The organism is Undibacterium sp. Ji50W, assembly GCF_049340445.1.
GTDB lineage: Bacteria > Pseudomonadota > Gammaproteobacteria > Burkholderiales > Burkholderiaceae_D > Undibacterium.
In genome coordinates this window covers 36121-55784 of record NZ_JBMPOX010000001.1, presented here as the reverse complement: position 1 = coordinate 55784, position 19664 = coordinate 36121, and the positions used below count along the sequence as shown (strand labels likewise).

Below are 19664 nucleotides of genomic sequence, written 5' to 3'. Positions count from 1 at the left end.
TTTTTGTAGTCAAGCAGCTTCTCTGAAGCCCTCTTTTTGTAATAGCACATCCTGATTTCCAGAAAAAAATTCCCTGAAAAACGGTACTGCCTCATAGGAATGAAAGACCTGGGTAAATTTCAACGTTTCCGCTGCGGTCTCTGCATTCCGTGCGCGCATCTCGGTTTCATAGGCAGCGATAGCGGCATGCATATCCAACTCCGGGTTCAGCAATTGCCTGGCCAGCACCATAGCATCCTGCATTGCCATATTCACCCCCTCCCCCGCATACGGTGGCATGACATGGGCAGCATCACCCAGCATGGTCAGGTTAGACAAAGATGGCCAGCTTTGGTGCACAGGTGCACAGAATTGTGGGCGCGGTATGAAAGGCAGGGTGGCATGCTTGAACAATTCTGTCCAGATCCCACTCCAGTTCCCAAATTCATGCCTGAACCAGGCTAATACCTGTTCCCTGTCAGAAAAATCGATTTTGCATTGGGTACACCACTGCTGATCCGCTTTGTGTCCAGTGTAAAAAGCCACACTGCCATCCCCTTTCAGCACGATGAACAAGGTTTTTTCATCATCAAGCACGCAAATTTTTCCACCGCCCAGCAATTCATATAATTCCGGGATAGTACTTGCAACATCAGCTACAGTGCCTTCCAGCACCGTCACCCCCGAATACTCAGGTGCCAGCGCAGTGATATAGGGACGTATTTTTGAGTTGGCACCATCGGCCGCGATGAGCAAATCAGCAGTAAATTTATCGCCGTTTTCAAATGTGATTTCAACCGACTCCTCTGTTCTTTGTAAAGACGAGAAACGGGCATCCCACACCACCGTATCATCTTCTAGCGAAGCCAGCAGCAAATTCCTTAAGGGGCCACGGTCAATCTCTGGCCTGTCGTTGCTCTCTGGTCCAAGTTCATCGATGATGACTGCTGCCTGTGCATCTACAAACAGCATTTTCTCGGCACCCGGACGATACGCCTGCTCAAACGCATCCATCAACCCGGCTGCACGCAAGGCGGATAAACCCGAGCCTTCATTCAGGTTCAGGGTTGCGCCCTGCATGCGGGCAAACTGATTGATATCCCTTTCAAACACCTTCACCTTGGCACCCTGCATTTGCAACAGGCGTGCCAAAGTCAGCCCGCCCGGCCCTGCACCTATGATGGCAATCTGCTTGTCTTGTATTGGACTTTGCTTATGGATTTTTGTCATGACGATGATTCCGGTTTTTATCCATTTCATTGCATGCTTTTGCATAGGCGTGCCGATATTGCTGCTGAATGGATAGACGTTTTGAAATTGCGAATATTGCAGCAAAGCCAAAAATATTCTGTATTTGCAAGAAATCGGCAAGCTGAACACTGCCTTGAGTCGCACTATAATTTAACCAAATTAAAAAGTAAAGTCACTTAATTTATTAATTGAAGTAATAATTGAAGTGGCGAATATGCTAGAATGAAGCAAATGATAAAAACAGCATTAGGGGTCTTTGATGGGACTGAGGGAATTAAAAAAAGCAAAAACCAGGAAAATGATTTCTGATCTGGCGACCAGGCTTTTCATGGAAAAAGGCTATGACGAAGTCACAACAGCAGAAATTGCCAGACTGGCAGAAGTATCTGTGCCTACCCTATTCAAATACTTCCCCACCAAAGAGACCCTAGTATTTGATGAAGAAGCAGAGCGGGAAGCAAGATTGATCGCTGCCGTTACTGACAGAAAAGAAGGCGTATCCATACTGGACGCCCTGCTTCAGCATTTCTCAAGCTATATGGCTTTTGACACGTACAAGAAAAAAGAAGTCGATGCCTTCAGAAAGATGGTTTATTCCACACCAGATTTACATGCCTATGCCAAACAAATCTGGATGCGCTATGAAAAATCACTGGCTGTAGCACTACAGCAAGAAACAAAAAATAAATTAGAGAAAGCAGAAGCGGAAGCGCTGGCCCACTTTATTCTGGATGCATTTCATCGCTCGAAAAATGCCGACAACCCCAAAGCCTCCTTGCATACCTTGTTCAATATGATGAAGAATGGCTGGAAAGAGTAGCCGTCTTGCGCACTGGTTCCATCATCAATTTTAAGTTGATTCAGACTGAGGCCTGCGCCGCCAGACTGTTTTCTATAAATGCCCGGGCGGTCGCCGCTGCATAGCCCTGCGGCATGACATCTCCCGCGGCACTGGCGAGCTGAAAGGCTCCCTCCATAAAAGCCAGCAAGCCCGCCGCCAGCCCCGCAACACCGTCAGTGCGCTTGTGCTGATCTTGCAGACACGCCGTCAATAAAGCCTGTATCAACGCCAATTCAGCAGCAATGGCTTCTTGAAACACGGCGCGCACTTCAGACTGCCTGACGGCTTCAGCGCCAATCACCACCCAGGCAGACACCGCCTCTGGCATGGCCCCCTCCCCTTTAGACAACCTGGCCTGCACATAGGCCGTCAGCTTTTCTTGCGACGTATTGGCACTGGCGGACAACGCCTCATAGCGTGCACGCGACAGACTGGCCAGAAACTTCACCAACGCAATCAGTATTTCGCCCTTGCTTTTGAAGTGATAGTGAATCAGGCCCGGTGCCAGTTCTGCCTTTTTGGCGATGGCCAGTATCGTCGCCTTCTCATAGCCCTGCTCTGCCATGACGGACAAAAGAGCAAACACGATTTCCTGGCGACGCTGCTCTGTATTTGATTTTCTTGACATCCTGGTCTCTTTCTTCATGTATGGCGCAGGCAATACGGTGTACGGTGCTCCACCTCATTTATTCAGATAACAATGAATTAACAAACTAAGAAAGAATACGAATATATTTTGGTTAACTGACCAAATTTACCCCGACTTCACATCAGGGCTACCTCCTATTTTTAAGCTGATTAACCAACTTTTTTAGGCTACTGATTAGTTGCAAATAAAATTCGTGACTCTAAGTTATCCGAAATCAATAAATACGATGATGAGCGGCTGCAGTCGACGCTCCATTCCAGCCTCTGCGTCCCCAAATTGTCATTCGCATGTCGCATTCGACGCTGGCAATGCCCATCAATTCACCAAGAACACGTACTTACCTCTTCAGTGCCCACCCCTCCTCGGTCATTTCCCAAACGTGACGTCCATCGAAATATTGCAGCCCGATAAATTCGCCAACTGTTCCCGGGAATGCACGCCTTTCCACCTGCGTCACGGTCAATAATTGTTTTATTGCCTCCGCTGGCGTCTTAGATCGCAGTTCATTGAGAGTCGGCAGTGGTAGTTTTGCGTAGAATTCTTTTTTCAATGCGGTGCTGTACAGCGCATCCGCAGCTACGTCACGCAATTGGCGTTTGATTCGCCAAGCGAGCGCAACACGCTTGGCCTCGTCTTGTTCTTGCTCGATCATTGAGGGCAAGCGTGCAAGGTATTGAATGTACCACTTCACCGAATCAGATATCCGCATAGATCGCGGCCGTTGCGGTATGAACGGCAGTGTTTCGTTCTGCGTCCGGCCGTTAGTCTCAATCGCTTCCAGATTGACCTCCGACGCCCTTGCGCACCAGTCCACATGTGCCCAGCGATAGCCCTCCTCCCACTGCATGCCGCTACTGCGTCGACTACACACTAGTTGCAACCTGTCACCATCGATATACCCCTCGCAGTCGATTATGTCCACTCCCCCTTCAAGCGAGAACGCAATTTTCCCACCTGCCTGGTTGGTAACCCCTTTCGCATTGCAACGCCAGATGTCAGCCAAACCATAACGGAAGTCGACGGGCGCGATATTAGTCCCGAAGTACTGCACAGTCGCATCATCGAAGAATCGCAAGCAACCGCTTGACACCCATGCACCTGCCGGATCTAGCTCTGCCTTTTCAGTTCTGTAAACACCATCAATTCGCAGCAAGGGAACGCGCGGCGCAAATGCAGATGCCTTGCAGTTTGACAGTATGTTTTCTAGTTTGGACATCAACTCCCGTGCATAGTCCCGCGCGGCCCCGCTGTCGATATTCACGACATCTAACAGCACCTCAAAGTCCGCTGGGCCCAGGTTTATGTACCGCGCAGCCGATACGGCTTGCGTTCGCGTGTATGAATAAGTATCAAGCATCAGTGTACGTAGAATTGGCAGGTCAATTTCGTAGTCGAACGTACCATCATGTATCATCAACCCAAGCACCATCGCACAACTCAAACGTACGCCATCGCTGGGATGCTGGGATAACGACCGGAATAATTTCAAACCATCCGGGATTCGCTGCAATCGATTCCGCAAAAATTCCGCCACTGTGGGAATGTATTTACCATCGAGGTGGACAGCCTCCCTCAACAAGGCAAGCACTTCGTCCGTATCTGTCTTAGTTATGGCAAGCAACTGAGCAACCCATAGTCTAACCAGCGCATTGCTTGATGTATGCCAAGCTAAAACCAAGCATTGGATCTGCTCTGCTTTGAAGCGAAACCTCTTTGTATTGAATTGATCGAAGTAGCCATGTTCCAGGCGTTGCAGTTGTACCGCCGCCGCTAAACGTGTTACGTCGTCAAGCGACGCTAATTCTTCGAAGAGCTTGATGTCTACTTTTTTCATTCTTTACTTTCTCATTCCCTGTCAGAACAATCAAACGCATGCGGCAATGCGTACATACAAATCTGCGCGGAACTCAGTTACTTAAGCATTTGCAACAACCTCATTATGAGCAATACCACACGCTCAACAGAGATTGATTCTCAGCTTTGACCTGGAGGACTGCATAACGTGAACACGCTGCACTTTAATTACTACCTCACAGTCCGGCCGAACGAGTAAATTTTGGTTGAACAACCAAATTTTACTTGGTTTTCATTCAAAGCTGGCGTATTCTTTATTTTAAGTTGGTTGACCAACCTATTTAAAGGAAAGCATCATGCCTGCAATGCAAGAGAAACAACAAGCAGTCACAGCCGCCATTACAGACAACACCAGTAAGGGTATCAAGGGCATCGCCACACCTGGCGAGCGCTTGGCGTTTGAATTCCCCCTGCCCCGCGAAGCTGGCTTTTGCATGCTCATCCATGATTTTTTATCGGCAGAAGAATGCCAGCACTATATCGTCCTGGCCGAAAACACTGGCTTTCAAAGCGCAGAGACCGATTACCCGCCGTCTTACCGCAACAACGACAGGCTGGTGGTGGACAATCCTTTACTGGCGGCTCGTCTTTTTCAGCGCCTGACCACGCGCCTGCAAAACAATGATCAGGCAGCCGCCATCCGCACTATGGAAGACTGGCAATTACACGGTATCAATGAACGCCTGCGTTTTTGCCGCTATCACCCCAATCAACAATTCAACATCCATCAGGATGGTGTGCACTTTCGCCATACCGGCTACCAATCCAGACTGACCTTCATGATTTACCTCAGTGATGAAGCAAGCTTTAGCGGCGGCGATACGGTCTTCTTTACCGCCGGACCAGAATCCACCTTTGCTAAAACAGGCATACTGGGGCGCGTCAAACCCAGGGCTGGCAGCCTGATCCTGTTTGACCACCACCTGTGGCACGCAGGCGAAGTCGTGACCCAGGGTGTGAAACACATCATGCGCAGCGACCTCATGTATCGCCTGCAGCAGCCTGCACTACCACCAGAAGCAAAAACCGCATTCACGCCGGCACACCAGGGCTATGTCTGGGCCATGGCGAAATTGCCGCATGGCCGCATTGCCAGTGCCGGCAGAGATACCAGCATACGCATCTGGCAAGACGACGGTAGTCCGGTAAATGTATTGCGGGGACACGCACAGTCCGTGCTGGGCCTGACTGTCAGCGGGCGGCAACAACTTGCATCAGTATCACGCGACCGCAGCTTGCGTTTGTGGAATCTGGAAACCGGCCTTTGCGAGAAAGCCGTGCATGCGCATGATGCTGCCGTGCTCGGTATCTGCACGCTGCCAGCGTCTGGCCTGGCCACCTGCTCGGCTGACCACAGCATCAAACTCTGGACCGATGATGCCAGCCATGTGGCCAGCCTGCATGGGCACACAGGCTGGGTATGGGCAATATGCCCTTGGTCTGACACCTGGCTGGCCAGCGCTTCCGAAGACGGCACGGTGCGCCTGTGGGACATCCAGCAACAGCAATGCATTGCCGCCCTGCCAGGTGAGGTCGCACTGCGCTGCCTTGCCGTTTCACCCGACGGCGACAGCCTAGTGACAGGTGACATCCATGGCAGGCTGACTGCATGGTCCGGATTAACCGGCTCTTCAGCACACCCCACCATCACCCGCCAGTGGCAGGCACATCAGGCTGCCGTGCGCAGCATACGCTTCTTGTCTGCCGACTTATTGGCCAGCAGCGGCGAAGACAAGTGTGTAAAGGTGTGGGATGTCCGTAGCGGCATACCGGTAAGCACCAGCAGCCACGATAACTTTGTCACCGATATTCTGGTGCGTGACCACGGCAACTACCTGAGCTGTTCTTATGATGGCAGCATACGCCTGCATGCTGCGCCAGCCATCTGAGCTTCCGCTTGCTGCATCAACCTTCATCCTTATAACGGGTTCTTAAGCGACATCCAATAGCAGGCCACTGATTCCGGGGCCTGCCATCAACTTTGCAAAACCAAATCTTGATCATTTCGATATTTCGAATATAATTGAAATATCGAATCAATACAGCAAACACTTATGGAAACCACAGCAGCTATTTCAGCGTTGGCAGCAATAGCGCAAGAATCACGGTTGGCGATTTTTCGTCTGCTGGTGCAGGTCGGGCCAGAAGGCATGATCGCCAGCAAAATCAGCGAAGCACTGAATATTGCCCCATCCTCGCTGTCCTTTCATCTGAAGGAATTAAGTCACGCCAACATGATCAGCGTTAAACAGGATGGGCGCTTCATGATTTACGCAGCCAATTTTACGACCATGAATAATCTGCTGGGCTTTTTGACTGACAACTGCTGCGGCGGCAATCCCTGTACTCCCCTGTCTTCATGCAAGCCAGCAAAGGCTGGCAAGAAAACACCTGCATAAAACTCACTCCCCTTTAGCGCACCACCATGACAAAAGCAAGACGTTATATTTCTGAAGGCCTGGGCACGGCGCTGTTGCTGGCCGTTGTAGTCGGGTCCGGCATCATGGCCGAAAGACTGGCGGGCGGCAATCTCGCCATTGCCCTGCTTGCCAATGCGCTTGCCACCGGTGCCGGTCTGATTGCCCTGATATTGATGTTTGGCAGCATTTCTGGTGCCCACTTCAACCCCGTGGTCAGCCTGTCTGAAGCCTGGCAAAAAAATATGCCGGTATCGGAGGTATTACCCTATATCTGCATGCAGGTCTGTGGCGCTTTTATCGGCGTCGCCGTGGCCCACCTGATGTTTGACCTGCCGCTATTTTTTGCCTCGCAACACGTGCGGACCGGCATGCCTCAATGGTGGAGTGAATTCATTGCCACGTTTGGGCTGATCGCCATCATCATCAGTTGCAGCCGCAGCCGGCCAGCAGTTACGCCATTTGCCGTGGCTGCCTATATCACGGCAGCTTACTGGTTCACAGCATCCACTTCGTTTGCCAATCCTGCGGTCACACTGGCACGCGCTGCCAGCAATACCTTTGCCGGCATACGACCGGTGGATGCGCCGGGTTTCATCATCGCCCAATTGCTGGGTGCCGCCGCTGCGACTGTGCTGTTTGACTGGCTGTATCCGAAACCAGACAAACAGATACAGTCGCCAGCCAACTCATCACCAACATAGCCATCGCCATGAACATCACTATTTATCACAACCCGCAATGCGGCACCTCGCGCAATACCCTGGCATTGATACGCAACACCGGCATTGAGCCAGACATCATTGAATACCTGAAAACCCCGCCATCCAAAGAAAAACTGCAAGCGCTGATCACGGCCATGGCGATACCCGTACGCGACCTGATACGTCAAAAAGGCACGCCCTATCTGGAACTTGGCCTGGACAACGATGCCTTGTCAGATGATGCGCTGATCGCCGCCATGCTGGCCCATCCCCTACTCATCAACCGTCCGATTGTGGTCACCCCCTTGGGCGTCAAACTCTGTCGCCCGTCAGAAGCGGTACTGGATATCCTGCCCCTGCCTCAGTTGAAAGAATTTACCAAGGAAGATGGCGAAAAAGTGATCGATGCGGAGGGGCACCGTGTTTGATCCCCCTGCTGATACTAAAGCTGAACCTCAAGCTGATCCTGCATCTGATTTACCCAGCCTGAAACATGCGCTGTTTCAGCAGCCGGACGTGAACCGTCTGCATGCAGCAAACCCTGCCAGCCATGCACCGCGTTTTTTATTATTGATGGCTCTTTAAGGGCACGTTCTTAGAACCTGCTTGCGATCTTACTGCGCGAGCGTGATCGGGGCTCATGTGCTGCTCAAAATGCTCATGTACTACTGTACATTCCGCTTTTTGCGCTGCTCTTCACTCCCGCTGACGCTCGCTCGCTACAGATCGCAAACAGGTTCTTACAGCAAATTATTGACACTGGAAGCCGCACGCCTGCTGACCGCCATGGGTGGCGAGGTCAAAGTGTTTGATCCACAGGGTCTGCCGCTGCCGGATGGCGCACCAGAGGACCACCCCAAGGTCAGGGAACTGCGTGAACTGGCAACATGGGCCGAAGGCATGGTCTGGTGTTCGCCCGAACGCCATGGTGCCATGACCGGTATCATGAAGGCGCAGATAGACTGGATTCCGCTTTCCGTTGGCTCCGTCAGACCAACGCAGGGAAAAACCCTGGCAGTCATGGAAGTATCGGGCGGATCGCAATCCTTCAACGCCGTCAATCAGTTACGCATACTGGGGCGCTGGATGCGCATGATCACCATTCCCAATCAGTCATCGGTCGCCAAGGCTTTCCTGGAATTTGATGACGCCGGCAGAATGAAACCATCGTCCTACTATGATCGCGTGGTCGATGTCATGGAAGAATTGATGAAGTTCACCCTGCTGACCCGCGATGTCGCGCCCTATCTGGTAGACCGCTATAGTGAACGCAAGGAAAGCGCGGAAGAATTGTCCAGGCGAGTGCGTCAGGCTAACATCTGAACCGCTTGCCAGTACCGTCCGCAATGCAAAACGCCCATCAATATGGGCGTTTTGCTTGATGCATACAACAAACCAGGTCGCTTTTAGTGCATCAGATTTAGCGACTGAACTCTTTAGAACGTTCAGCAAAAGATTTGCCAACTGAGCCATTATTGGAATCGAAACGGCCATTCATTACCTTGCTAAGACTGTCCAGGCGGTCTGTTGGGGTGGGATGGGTTTCAAACAGCAAGGTAAAACCACCATCCCGCGGGTTTTGAGATTGCAGCGTCTGCAAAACACCCGGCAGACCGTAAGGATCAAAACCGGCACGGGCTGCAATCACGACACCAATACGATCAGCTTCGTATTCATCACTTTTGTCGAGACCTTTGGAATAAACGTCTTTAACAAAGCCCGCAATATATGGTCTGAATTCGGCTGGCCCTTTATTCCAGCGTTCTGTGAATATTTCAACACTCCCACCTGCAAGAGCACTAATTTGAAGTGCCTTCACATAATGCTTACGAATCACATGAGCTATTTCATGGGATAAGACCCCTGCCAATTCAGATTCATTGCGCATACGTGCAAGCAAACCCTTGGTGACAAAAATATTTCCTCCTGGTGTCGCAAAAGCATTGAATCCATCATCATCCAATACACCAAACGTCCACGGCAAATCAGGACGCTCGGTTTGCAATGCCAGCCAACGCCCCAGTGTATTCACATAGCGATGCAAGGCTGGGTCATTTAACAAAGGCTTCGCTCCCAACAAGGAAGCCGCAAAGGTATTACCGATTTCTATTTCTTTCGGCTCGTCAATCCCCATGCTGTCGATAATGGGCTTGGCCTTATCGAGCAGGTTACCAGCGGGACCCATTTTGCTTTTAGCAGCATCCATTGCCTTATTTAAGAAATCAAACTGCGCCATCGCTGAACCAGACAGCGCCAGGGCCAGACAGGTAACGGCAAACTTATATAGTGCGCGCATCTTAATTGCCCTCCCGCTTTCCAGCCGCATCCTGGCCGGCATAGTCAACATTGCTTGCCACCAGTTTTGAACGCTGGGCGAATGCCTGGGCACTGTTTTTGTCGACCGCAAATTTTTGCATTTTCTGTAGCTCAGCATAATTGGGCGATGCGCGTTTCAGGTCTTCCTTGTCCAGCCCCTTGACACCTGTACCCACGGTGCCTGTATTGGAAGTGCGCCCGGAAGTCGCCAGTGAACCCAGCAAGCTGCCACCACTCGATGGTGCGGCAGTACTGACACCAGCGGTGGCTTCCATGCGCAGGTCCAGCAGTTTTACCCAACCAGATTGGCCATTGGCGGTTTTCACCTGTGCCCAGCCGCCGCTGCGTTGCAATACGTCGACCTTGGTCTGGCTAGACAGGGTGGTCAGGGCAGCAGAATCAAATTGCGCCTTGTCGCGCAAATCCGTGCTGCGCTGGGTGTAAGCGCTTTCGGCACTGGCACTGCCAGCCAGCAGCATGCTGATGATTAAAATCGGGATTCTCATGCACTTTTCCTTATAGGCTCATACAATTCAACTTCCGCGACCCGGCCTTTGACGGCAAAAGCCCCGCGCAACTCAAAATCGAACTCAAAATCGGACTTTGACTGGGCACAGGCCTGCACCGTTTCCCTGGTAACAAGCACCCGCGCAACACCTTTGGTCAAGCCTTCTACCCGGCTGGCAAGATTGACGGTATCGCCAATTGCAGTGTAATCCAGCTTGCGTTTGGCACCAATAAAGCCTACCACAGCAGACCCCGTGTGTACACCGATGCCGACATCGAAGTCAACCAGGTCAGATCCGTCTGCCAGCAATTCCTGCCGGAAAGCCAGCAGGTTGGCCTGCATTTCCATGGCTGCGGCAACTGCATGCCTCGCATGTTCGGCATCATCCAGCGGTGCGCCCCAGAAAGCCATGATGCAGTCACCGATGAATTTGTCCAGCGTGCCGCGATGACGCCAGACCACCTCGACCTGATGTTCAAAATAACGGTTGAGCAGTTTCACCACTTCATCCGGAGACTTGCTTTCAGACAAGCTGGTAAAGCCGCGTATATCAGAAAACAGTACTGATATCTGCCGCGTTTGCCCGGATAAACTTTCTACAGTTTCACCGTGGTCCACAATTTTTCGCACGACCTCAGGGTTCAGGAAGCGGCCAAACAGCGATACCGTCCTGTCACGCGTGCGGCGTTCACGCAAAAAACCGGCAATGGCTGCGGACAGAAACCAGGCCCAGGCAAACACCAGCGGCGTAGCCAAGGGCAACATCAGGTGATGGTTGATCATATTGTCTGCCAGCAGCAAGGCCAGCACCGTTGCCACCAGCAACAGGCTGCCAGTCAGGACTGGATTGACGCGACGCCTGAACGCGAATACCAAACCAACAATCAGGCATACGCCGATTGTAAATGGCCAGATGGCTGCCACATCACGAATGCTGCGGCCATTTTTTAAATTATCGATCGCCACCGCCAGAATATCCACACCCGGATACCCCGCATCCAGCGGCGTCAGGTGATGATCAAAGGCCCCTGCTGCCGACGAACCGATGACGATGATTTTATTCTGGAAGCGCTGCTTCAACTCTGCCAGAGCGGCGGGTGACAGGTCTGGCATTTCTTCGGTGAGTTTCTTGAACAGGTCGGCATAGGCATAGCGTTGGTGGCCTTTTTCCGGCCAGAACAACTGGAAGTCTTTACCGGCCGGCAGGCGGCCATTGATATCCCCCACCACCCTGGCGGGCAGGGAGGGTATTTTCCAGCCATTCACATCGATATGCAGATGATAGCGGCGCACCACGCCGTCGGCATCTTCAATGCTGTTGACCAGACCCAGCCGCCAGGCCTTGCGATCAATGGCATAAGGTAATTGCAGCGTGGCCCGCGCACCCTTGCTGCCAGCCTGCTTAATGGCAAAGACATCCCCTACATCCTGCAAGGCGACATCAGCAACAAACGCCGATGGTTTGAGCTGCAAGACTTCAATATAAGTGTGTGGCAATTGCTGGATCTGCTGTGACAGAAAAGCATCACTCAAGGGTTTTTCCTGATCGCGCTCATGAAAATTCAGATCAAATACGACCGCACGTGGTTCCAGCGTCGCCAGGGATTCCAGCAAAAACCCGTGTATCTCACGTTTCCAGGCCCACAGGCCGGCAATTTTCTGCATGCCCAGCATGCTGGCATCGTCGATATCCACCACCACAATATCCGCATCTGCCTTATAGCCTGGCGCGTGGTGCCGCAGATACACATCCCCCAATCGCGACTCTGTCGTGGCCAGCCCATGCAGCCCAAACAACTCCACAGCCATCGCCAGCACCAATAGCAAGGTCAGCGCCGCATACCAGCGCGTCGTTGCATTATTGATGAAGGGGAAGAGTTTTTTTAGCATGTCGTCAGAGCCGCCCGAATAAATTCTTGCTTATGCATTGCATTTTATTGCATTATATTTACAGATTAACTATTTATTAGTCTCACTAAATCCAATAAATTTATTCCCCCATCAATCCAGGAACCAATAAGAATAAAAGCAATGCCTGCGCGCTTGTGACATTCACCACAAAAAAAACAGCACCACACCAACCATAACAATCATAACAAGGACAGATTCACATGTTTAAGGGATTTTTATTCAAATTTATTCTTTTCGCTTTATTGATTCTTACCTGCTTCGAAAGTATTACCGGTTATACCGACAATCGCGCGTTCAAAAGCCATGGCCTCACAGCACAAACCGAGCAAATAGATAAATACTCGCAAACCGTGCGTACCAAGACAAAGTATGGGCGTACTACTGATGTGTCGGTTACCAACGAAGCTGACATCAACTTCACCACGGCAGATAATCAACAAATCACCGTGAAGAAAACAATACCCAAAGAAATCATGGACAAGTATCAAAGGCGTCAGCCAGTGGATATTGAATATGTAAGCACCGATCCAAAGAAAACCCGCTGGCCAGGAGAAACCCGCGATGTAAAATCATCCGTCATATTCGGCCTGATCTGCTTCGCGGTATTGTTTTTCCTTGTCAAGTTTCGCTAGAAAAATTCTTGGGGCCGCTTTACGCAAACAGGCACTGTATTGCACCTCGACGCCATCTGTCGCTGCCTAAAACATCTACAATCCATCACTATACTTGCGCCTGGTTTTTACCCAATCCGGAGGCAAGCTAAAGCAGCTCAAGCTTGTGTTTCATGACGTTATAAGAAATACTATTGCGCTTGCAAGTCGCTTGAATAGAAATTCGCACTTCCATTAAACTGGACAAGCGTATCTATTCTGTGGCCAGGCACTGCAGCCAGATGACATCAAAACCACTTTAACCAAAAACCAAATAACAATGCGCCCATCAACGAGTCCATCAACAAGTATCACAAAAATTTTCCTTCCTGTCGTTCTGGCACTGAGTTTGATTTCCTGCGGTGGCGGTGGTTCTTCCGGCTCGCCAGGTACTTCTGGCACATCAAGCGGCACAAGTACAGGCGGTACATCCAGAAATCTTCTTTTTGCAACTGATATTGCTCATGGCGCCATCGGTAAATTCGCGACCTTAAACCCCGCACCCGGCACGTCATTTTCTGGCGACGTTATTTCAGGGATGCATTGGATATATCCAACCATCTCTTATGACGCCAAAACCGATCAACTGTATGCCATTTCACTTGACAGCAGTAACCCAACCAGCACAGGTCGCGTCATCGCTTTTGGCAATGCGAGTACCATGAGCGCCAACAGCACCCCAAGCCGGAATATTACGCCTGTCGGCTATAACATTACGACTTCTCTCGGAAAATTTTATCTTGATAAGAAAAATGATACGCTGTATGTCATTGCGTCGTCTATTCCCCTACTTTGTGGCTTAGGCTGCAGCGATGCCTTGCTGGTGTTCAATCACGCCAGTTCACTCAATGGCAATGTCAAACCGGATAGGGTCATCAATTTGACCATTACTACCGACGCGATCAATCAATCGACCGTCAACCAATCGATTGAATACTTCACCATCGACTCCAGCCGTTCATTGCTTTATCTCAGCCTGAACGGAATGATATTTGTCTATCCCAACATCGATACAGCAAACGGAAGAATCAAATATAGCCGCTTTTTTTCTGTGACCACTTACGACACAGATATCGCACTTGATGAAGCAAGAGACAGGTTATACAGCGTCAATACTTCTGCGGGCTTGACCGTTGTCAACGGCGCCAGCACAGCCAGTGGCAAGGTTCCCCTGGGTCGTTTACGATTCACCACAGTGGACAACAATAGTGACAATACGCAATTTGTGACTTTTGACCCGCAGAATGACAGGTTATATATCGGCGCATACACCAAGGCTTACATCATCAATCAGGCCAGCACTATCGGCACCCAAAATCCACCTACCGCAGCCGTTGGCATTATTGCGCCTGAGGGAATTTCTATTGGCGGATTTGCCTTCCCTTAAAACAAGCAACGCCTCGTAGGCCTAGTAGGCCTACGAGGCCATCGGCCATTCAGGCCTCCAAAGGTATCAGGGCAACATGTACCGCAAAAAATCCCTGCTCGTCAGGATTGTGTTCTAACAACTTATTGACAACAACTTGATGCATCCCAAAAGATTGAACGGCCTGGATACCCTGCGTGCGATGGCCATACTGCTGGTATTGATGTCACACTACTCCGGCTTTGTCAGCAAACACCAGACCTTTGGCTTTGTCGGCGACATAGGTTGGGCAGGCGTGGATTTATTTTTTGTGCTGAGCGGCTACCTGATAGGCAACCAGATCATGTCTGGCATCGCTAATGGGGAGCCACTGTCGTTAAAGAACTTTTTTGCCCGACGCCTGCTGCGCACCCTGCCCAACTATTATGTGGTGCTGGCAGCGTACTTTATTTTTCCGGCGGCGCTATCCGGACGCAGTACTTCATCTCTTTGGCAATTCCTCACATTCACACAAAACATAGGGCTGGAATACGGGCAGACATTTACCCATTCCTGGTCGCTGTGCATAGAAGAACAGTTTTACCTGATACTGCCGCTCATCAGCCTTGTCCTGCTACGGCTCAAAAGCCCACTGTGGCTGGCCTGGGGCCTGCTCATTGCGGCAATTGGTGGTGGCATGCTGTTTCGCGGTATGGCATTCTTACCTGCTCATCCTGCTGGCGGTACGGGATTCTTACATGGTCATCCTGCGTTTGATGCGCAAGTTTACTATTCCACCTTTGGACGCTTTGATGAATTGCTGCCTGGCGTCGCCATTGCCATGCTCAAGAATTTTCATACGGGTTTCTATGACCGACTGATGCGTCATGGCCAGGCATTGCTAATCACCGGCCTGCTTGCCACCTGCGGCGTCTTGTATTGTATCAACAGCGACGACACCAACAAACCGCTGATCGTCAACGCATTGGGCTTTTCATTACTGGCCATCAGCTTCGCCATCCTCACCCTGGCTGCACTCAGCCCCAACAGCTACCTGCACCGCCTGCGCCTGCCCGGTGCCGCCCAACTGGCGCTATGGTCGTATGCCGTCTACCTGGTACACAAACCCGTGTTCATGCTGATAGGTGCAGAACTGACCAAACAGCATATCGACGCGAATGCACCTTTGACTATCATGTCTGTCACCGCTGCCGGAATATTTGGTGGCTGGTTACTGTATCGCCTGGTGGAGACACCATTTATGCAGATACGGGCACGATGGTTTCCAAGTAAAACCCGGCAAACAAGCAACCGTGCGAAAAAAGATGAAGAAGATAATCGAACTTACCTGAATACCAGTGGACTGTAACAGTGAAAATCCACCATTTGAAACGGGGCAGCGGAATATCTGTACTGTCATTGCGGTGAATGCCCTTATCTTTGCTACACTAAAACAAATTCCTTGTTCATCCCAAAACCTGTGACCACCATTGTTCGCGCTGCCAGCATTTCAGTTGCCTGCCTTATTCTTGTAACTGCTGCCTATTTCACCTGGCTTAGCCAGAATGAAACGGCTGGTTCGACGGCACCTGCAAACGCTACAGACAAAAACATATCAGCTCGCTCAGCGAACTGGGGCGATTCCCCATTTGCTCACGGCACCGCAAGACCCTTACCGCGTGTACAAAGCCAGGACACACAAGCGCAAGCCTTGCTTGTCATAGGACGAAATGGCAGAGTGATTGATTTTGGAGGAAAGAATGCCCAGGAATATATCGCGCAATGGATAGCTGCAGCACGCACGGGGGATGCCAACGCAGCCTACAAGGTCTATCAGGCAGAGTCAGTCTGCGCAAACAATGACGAACCTGCCCCCGAATATCAAAACCCTGCAGAACATGCGCAATTCTTGCGCGAGCGTGAAACACTGCGAAAGCTCTGCGCAAATATCACACCAGCGCAATTACAAGAACGCATGCGGTTTTTGACGCTGGCAGCCAACGCTGGCAATGCGGACGCAAAGATCGATTTTTATATGGAAGGCCCCACCGGCAAAACCATAGACTTGACAGAAAATCGGGATGACCCGGTCGTCAAAAAATGGAAAGAAGATGCCGTCAATTATTTAAAAGACGCAGCAGGACAATGTGAACCCTTTGCGATGGGTCTGCTAGCCACTGCCTATGATGCCAGCGAAGTCCTTGAGCATGACATGAAATTGTCCATGACCTATAGCGTGGCAGAGTCCGCAGCACGCGGGCGTCAACTGAGCGCAGAACAATTGAAGAAACGCTTTGGTGAACAAATGACAGAAACAGATTTTGCCGATGCACTCAATGCAGGGACGCAAATCGCGCAAAAATCATGCAAAAAATAAACCGCAAAAATTGAGTTGCAGAAGTTGGGTTGCAGAAGTTGGACTGACAAGCTGCCAGTCCAATTCCCAATGAAGGCCGCTTAATTCCAGAGATAACAATAAGTCTGGCTGCGCTCCAGATTGCTGCCCAACGCACCGCTGGCAGCAATGGTTTTGACCCAGCCATCAGGTGCCGTGGTTTTAGGCACGGCATTGCAATTTGAATGCACCCAATGTATGCCTACGCCACTTGTGTAGGGTTCACCACACATTTCCAGCCTGTCGTTGACTTTAATGGCCGCTAACGACTTGGGGATGGATTTGGCATTTTTAACGTAATCGACAGCATAGACGTTATCCATCGCTACATCATAGGTTTGACCGTCCTGGTCTACACGGACCTGTACATGCGTATGCGACAGCCCTACCCCTTTCAAGGTTTGTGTTGCTGCAGCAAATTTCGGCGCGCTCACAACGGTACCAGTGAGCAAGGTTCCAGCAGCAGCCTGACAACTGCTCTGCTCACTCGCCATGACGCATAAAGACTGGGAAACCAAAAACAAGGTAACTAATAGCTTATTCAATTTCAAACTCCTTTTAACGATGTTAGAAATGACCTCATCCCATATCTTGGGTAAAAAACACATGTGGGAAATTGAGGCGCGCGACTATCAATACACCAGGGCCAAGTGCACAGTGTCTGCACTCAAGCGTGCACATCAACACCCTACACCTGGCACCAGTTGGCCAGACATCTTTGCCGTTCATTTATTATCGGAAAGACACAGAAGTAGATATCACTTAAACCATAGCCGTCAAGCAATTTATGTAGGATGTTTATACAAAATTGTGCACTACGCCATGTCACCAAAATCACCGTCAGCATGCACATTAGCGTCACTGGCATTGCTGTCCATGGCAAGCAAACGGCGATTATTCAATTCCGCTTAACGCGAAACATCATCAAAAAATAATTTTTTTGCACTATTTGTCTTGATAATCTATATTGCAAAAACAACACATTTGATGATGAATTAGACAATCACCCTATTTGCTTATAGAAGCCTTGCACTTGTAATTCCCAAACCTGCCGTGTTTTTCCAGTTTGTATTTGACTTAACTTCCATTGAAGAAAGAGGCAACTCATGTTGACGAATAGGCGACAACAAGTAAATCCCTGGCATTTGACACTGATGCTGACTTTGTTCCTAGGTATAGGAGGCTGTGCAAGTAACCAGCCAGAATCACCTAAACAGTCGATGACGATGCCAATGCCTGCCGATGGCATGGAGATGCAAAAAAGAATGTCCATGCCCATGTCCAGCAGCCATGTCGAAGAAAATTATGAGAATCAATGTCCCAAATGGAAATATCCCGAGTTAACTGGAACAAAAAACAACTGGGTGGAGGTCTACAAATGCCTCAAATGTTCAGACAGCATACCGAACCAGTCGCCAATTGTGTTGGACCCGACAACGGCCAATAGCGGCAGTGGATGGACCGTCCCCACCAATTTGAGCGACCCCAGGTTTGCTGTAAACCTGGTGCGCAAAGATGACCATAACAACTACGCCTTTGCGGTCAACCCCCAAGGCGGCAGACCACTGACCATCGTTTCTTCCAATTGGGGAGGTGCAGGGACAATGACATTCACGCTGCAAGAATTCCATTTCCACGTCCCTGCCGAACACGCCATCGTCAGGCAACCCATATCCATGCTGGAGATGCATGTCAAAGCCAGCGGCATTGGCAGTGGTGCCATCAGCAACAGGAAGGTCGATGCCGTATTTGCAGTGCAATTTGCGATAGGGCCAGAAACTGGTGGCCCCTATTCGGTGCTACAACCAGTGGCAGAAAGCATGGCAGGCAATCCAACCTTGCCGATCAAACATTTCCAACTGGGCAGCCTGATTTTTCCCTTCACCACACAGCCACAATTCCAGTATTACGGATCACTGACCACCCCCACCTGCGATACACCGGTATTCTTTTTTGTGCTACGGGAACCGGTGCGCATACACTCCGCCGACTGGAACTCCATCGCCAACAGCCTCACATTGTTGAACGGTGTTTCCAACGCCAGACCATTGCAGGCGCGACCGTTGACGACACCGTCAAGTGTGGCTATCGTAAGCCCGTGACGGGAATTAACGGTTTGCCCGCAGCCAGACATAGCTGTGCGATGAGAAAATCGCCAGCTATGTCACAATTGGCAAAGTCGGCACAGTTTCAGCGAAAAGCCAGCTTCGACATGAATGCAATAAGAAGACAGATAACCAGCACTTTCCAGATCAAAGCACGTTGATACCAGGGCGGCGCATCAGTCAGATCGTTGCTGGTCGCTTTGCGATTTGCCAGCCGAAATTTCACGGCATAATCTTCATCAAGAAACCGTATGATAATCACATCCATATCCGGATCAAACCGTACCGGCCAGACGCTACTGACTTTTCTGGCCCAGACAATGCTGGCGATTCCCAATACGCCGAAAACAGGTACCAAAGAATACCAGCTTAAATCGGCAATAAAAGCTTTGGGGCGCATGATCACGGGCAAAACAAAAAATGCTGCCATATACATCATCAGACGAATCAAATGCATCAACGGACTTTTCTCAAGGAGGGCGTTAGCCAAACCAGTTTGTTGAGCATGCTTCTCACATCCGGGAAAGGCCAGATACAAGACGTCACTCTTCATGGTCATGCCGCCCAACAGATTTGGCCGTAAGGATTTCACCCGCCCTACCCGGCTGGTCGTTTTATACAGTTTGCCTGTAGCCCCGCACTTAGGGCAACATGGCGGCCACACCAGTTGTGGAATATCTTCATCAATTGCTACGCGTACGATTTGTGACACTATGCTTACTCCGGTGATGGTCGATTT

General features: G+C 50.5%; 20 protein-coding genes. 12 read left to right on the top strand and 8 right to left on the bottom strand.

The annotated features are described in order from the left end of the window. Positions 1-9: 9 nt before the first annotated feature. Positions 10-1209 (bottom strand): FAD-dependent oxidoreductase, encoded by a 1200-nt coding sequence (locus ACO0K9_RS00285; RefSeq protein WP_422980678.1) that lies wholly within the window; start codon positions 1207-1209, stop codon positions 10-12. A gap of 280 nt (positions 1210-1489) precedes the next feature. Here ACO0K9_RS00285 and ACO0K9_RS00280 point away from each other — a divergent pair, with 280 nt between their 5' ends. Further along, entirely contained in the window at positions 1490-2050 is a 561-nt protein-coding gene (locus ACO0K9_RS00280; protein ID WP_422980677.1) for a TetR/AcrR family transcriptional regulator, read from the top strand. 40 nt (positions 2051-2090) lie between these two features. Here the strand turns inward: ACO0K9_RS00280 and ACO0K9_RS00275 are convergent, their stop codons facing one another. Next, positions 2091-2699 carry a TetR/AcrR family transcriptional regulator gene (locus ACO0K9_RS00275; protein ID WP_422980676.1) on the bottom strand — a complete coding sequence of 203 codons (609 nt, stop codon included), beginning with the start codon at positions 2697-2699 and terminating at the stop codon, positions 2091-2093. Between the two features lie 358 nt (positions 2700-3057). Beyond that, positions 3058-4554 (bottom strand): hypothetical protein, encoded by a 1497-nt coding sequence (locus ACO0K9_RS00270; RefSeq protein ID WP_422980675.1) that lies wholly within the window; start codon positions 4552-4554, stop codon positions 3058-3060. A 316-nt stretch (positions 4555-4870) separates the two neighbouring features. Here ACO0K9_RS00270 and ACO0K9_RS00265 point away from each other — a divergent pair, with 316 nt between their 5' ends. The 6 genes from ACO0K9_RS00265 to arsH all read left to right on the top strand — a co-directional run bounded on the left by ACO0K9_RS00265 (position 4871) and on the right by arsH (position 9018). Next, complete coding sequence (locus tag ACO0K9_RS00265; protein WP_422980674.1) at positions 4871-6463, top strand: 2OG-Fe(II) oxygenase; 1593 nt, start codon at positions 4871-4873, stop codon at positions 6461-6463. A 165-nt stretch (positions 6464-6628) separates the two neighbouring features. Then, complete coding sequence (locus tag ACO0K9_RS00260; protein ID WP_422980673.1) at positions 6629-6973, top strand: ArsR/SmtB family transcription factor; 345 nt, start codon at positions 6629-6631, stop codon at positions 6971-6973. A gap of 26 nt (positions 6974-6999) precedes the next feature. Beyond that, complete coding sequence (locus ACO0K9_RS00255; protein WP_422980672.1) at positions 7000-7695, top strand: MIP/aquaporin family protein; 696 nt, start codon at positions 7000-7002, stop codon at positions 7693-7695. Positions 7696-7703: 8 nt separating this feature from the next. Further along, positions 7704-8123 (top strand): arsenate reductase (glutaredoxin), encoded by a 420-nt coding sequence (arsC, locus tag ACO0K9_RS00250; protein WP_422980671.1) that lies wholly within the window; start codon positions 7704-7706, stop codon positions 8121-8123. After that, positions 8116-8280 (top strand): hypothetical protein, encoded by a 165-nt coding sequence (locus ACO0K9_RS00245; protein ID WP_422980670.1) that lies wholly within the window; start codon positions 8116-8118, stop codon positions 8278-8280. Before arsC ends, ACO0K9_RS00245 begins: the two co-directional genes overlap by 8 nt. A gap of 75 nt (positions 8281-8355) precedes the next feature. After that, positions 8356-9018, top strand: a complete 663-nt coding sequence (gene arsH / locus ACO0K9_RS00240) for an arsenical resistance protein ArsH (RefSeq protein ID WP_422980669.1) — start codon at positions 8356-8358, stop codon at positions 9016-9018. 97 nt (positions 9019-9115) lie between these two features. Here the strand turns inward: arsH and ACO0K9_RS00235 are convergent, their stop codons facing one another. The 3 genes from ACO0K9_RS00235 to ACO0K9_RS00225 are packed head-to-tail and all read right to left on the bottom strand — an operon-like array spanning position 9116 to position 12409. Next, positions 9116-9991 carry a M48 family metallopeptidase gene (locus ACO0K9_RS00235; RefSeq protein WP_422980668.1) on the bottom strand — a complete coding sequence of 292 codons (876 nt, stop codon included), beginning with the start codon at positions 9989-9991 and terminating at the stop codon, positions 9116-9118. A 1-nt stretch (position 9992) separates the two neighbouring features. Then, entirely contained in the window at positions 9993-10517 is a 525-nt protein-coding gene (locus ACO0K9_RS00230; protein ID WP_422980667.1) for an SH3 domain-containing protein, read from the bottom strand. Further along, complete coding sequence (locus tag ACO0K9_RS00225) at positions 10514-12409, bottom strand: CHASE2 domain-containing protein (RefSeq protein WP_422980666.1); 1896 nt, start codon at positions 12407-12409, stop codon at positions 10514-10516. Before ACO0K9_RS00225 ends, ACO0K9_RS00230 begins: the two co-directional genes overlap by 4 nt. A gap of 221 nt (positions 12410-12630) precedes the next feature. On the opposite strand from ACO0K9_RS00225, the gene ACO0K9_RS00220 reads away from it, so the two are divergent. From ACO0K9_RS00220 to ACO0K9_RS00205, 4 genes are all read left to right on the top strand, one after another. Next, positions 12631-13062 carry a hypothetical protein gene (locus tag ACO0K9_RS00220; RefSeq protein ID WP_422980665.1) on the top strand — a complete coding sequence of 144 codons (432 nt, stop codon included), beginning with the start codon at positions 12631-12633 and terminating at the stop codon, positions 13060-13062. Positions 13063-13360: 298 nt separating this feature from the next. Then, complete coding sequence (locus ACO0K9_RS00215; RefSeq protein WP_422980664.1) at positions 13361-14467, top strand: hypothetical protein; 1107 nt, start codon at positions 13361-13363, stop codon at positions 14465-14467. A gap of 139 nt (positions 14468-14606) precedes the next feature. Continuing rightward, on the top strand, positions 14607-15794 hold the full coding sequence (locus ACO0K9_RS00210; RefSeq protein ID WP_422980663.1) for an acyltransferase family protein: 1188 nt from the start codon (positions 14607-14609) through the stop codon (positions 15792-15794). 111 nt (positions 15795-15905) lie between these two features. After that, entirely contained in the window at positions 15906-16802 is an 897-nt protein-coding gene (locus ACO0K9_RS00205) for a hypothetical protein (protein WP_422980662.1), read from the top strand. A gap of 80 nt (positions 16803-16882) precedes the next feature. Here the strand turns inward: ACO0K9_RS00205 and ACO0K9_RS00200 are convergent, their stop codons facing one another. Beyond that, positions 16883-17365 carry a hypothetical protein gene (locus ACO0K9_RS00200; RefSeq protein WP_422980661.1) on the bottom strand — a complete coding sequence of 161 codons (483 nt, stop codon included), beginning with the start codon at positions 17363-17365 and terminating at the stop codon, positions 16883-16885. Positions 17366-18046: 681 nt separating this feature from the next. Between ACO0K9_RS00200 and ACO0K9_RS00195 the strand changes: the two genes are divergently transcribed. Beyond that, positions 18047-18922 (top strand): carbonic anhydrase family protein, encoded by an 876-nt coding sequence (locus ACO0K9_RS00195; RefSeq protein WP_422980660.1) that lies wholly within the window; start codon positions 18047-18049, stop codon positions 18920-18922. 88 nt (positions 18923-19010) lie between these two features. Here the strand turns inward: ACO0K9_RS00195 and ACO0K9_RS00190 are convergent, their stop codons facing one another. After that, complete coding sequence (locus ACO0K9_RS00190) at positions 19011-19637, bottom strand: hypothetical protein (protein WP_422980659.1); 627 nt, start codon at positions 19635-19637, stop codon at positions 19011-19013. Positions 19638-19664: the final 27 nt, after the last annotated feature.

Excerpts from the sequence above, each read along its gene's own strand:
- ACO0K9_RS00235 (WP_422980668.1), bottom strand. The coding sequence starts at position 9,991 with ATGCGCGCACTATATAAGTTTGCCGTTACCTGTCTGGCCCTGGCGCTG.
- ACO0K9_RS00280 (WP_422980677.1), top strand. The coding sequence starts at position 1,490 with ATGGGACTGAGGGAATTAAAAAAAGCAAAAACCAGGAAAATGATTTCT.
- ACO0K9_RS00210 (WP_422980663.1), top strand. The coding sequence starts at position 14,607 with ATGCATCCCAAAAGATTGAACGGCCTGGATACCCTGCGTGCGATGGCC.
- ACO0K9_RS00270 (WP_422980675.1), bottom strand. The coding sequence starts at position 4,554 with ATGAAAAAAGTAGACATCAAGCTCTTCGAAGAATTAGCGTCGCTTGAC.
- ACO0K9_RS00220 (WP_422980665.1), top strand. The coding sequence starts at position 12,631 with ATGTTTAAGGGATTTTTATTCAAATTTATTCTTTTCGCTTTATTGATT.
- arsH (WP_422980669.1), top strand. The coding sequence starts at position 8,356 with ATGTACTACTGTACATTCCGCTTTTTGCGCTGCTCTTCACTCCCGCTG.
- ACO0K9_RS00265 (WP_422980674.1), top strand. The coding sequence starts at position 4,871 with ATGCCTGCAATGCAAGAGAAACAACAAGCAGTCACAGCCGCCATTACA.
- ACO0K9_RS00255 (WP_422980672.1), top strand. The coding sequence starts at position 7,000 with ATGACAAAAGCAAGACGTTATATTTCTGAAGGCCTGGGCACGGCGCTG.
- ACO0K9_RS00260 (WP_422980673.1), top strand. The coding sequence starts at position 6,629 with ATGGAAACCACAGCAGCTATTTCAGCGTTGGCAGCAATAGCGCAAGAA.
- ACO0K9_RS00285 (WP_422980678.1), bottom strand. The coding sequence starts at position 1,209 with ATGACAAAAATCCATAAGCAAAGTCCAATACAAGACAAGCAGATTGCC.
- ACO0K9_RS00230 (WP_422980667.1), bottom strand. The coding sequence starts at position 10,517 with ATGAGAATCCCGATTTTAATCATCAGCATGCTGCTGGCTGGCAGTGCC.
- ACO0K9_RS00225 (WP_422980666.1), bottom strand. The coding sequence starts at position 12,409 with ATGCTAAAAAAACTCTTCCCCTTCATCAATAATGCAACGACGCGCTGG.
- ACO0K9_RS00215 (WP_422980664.1), top strand. The coding sequence starts at position 13,361 with ATGCGCCCATCAACGAGTCCATCAACAAGTATCACAAAAATTTTCCTT.
- arsC (WP_422980671.1), top strand. The coding sequence starts at position 7,704 with ATGAACATCACTATTTATCACAACCCGCAATGCGGCACCTCGCGCAAT.
- ACO0K9_RS00195 (WP_422980660.1), top strand. The coding sequence starts at position 18,047 with ATGCCAATGCCTGCCGATGGCATGGAGATGCAAAAAAGAATGTCCATG.
- ACO0K9_RS00275 (WP_422980676.1), bottom strand. The coding sequence starts at position 2,699 with ATGTCAAGAAAATCAAATACAGAGCAGCGTCGCCAGGAAATCGTGTTT.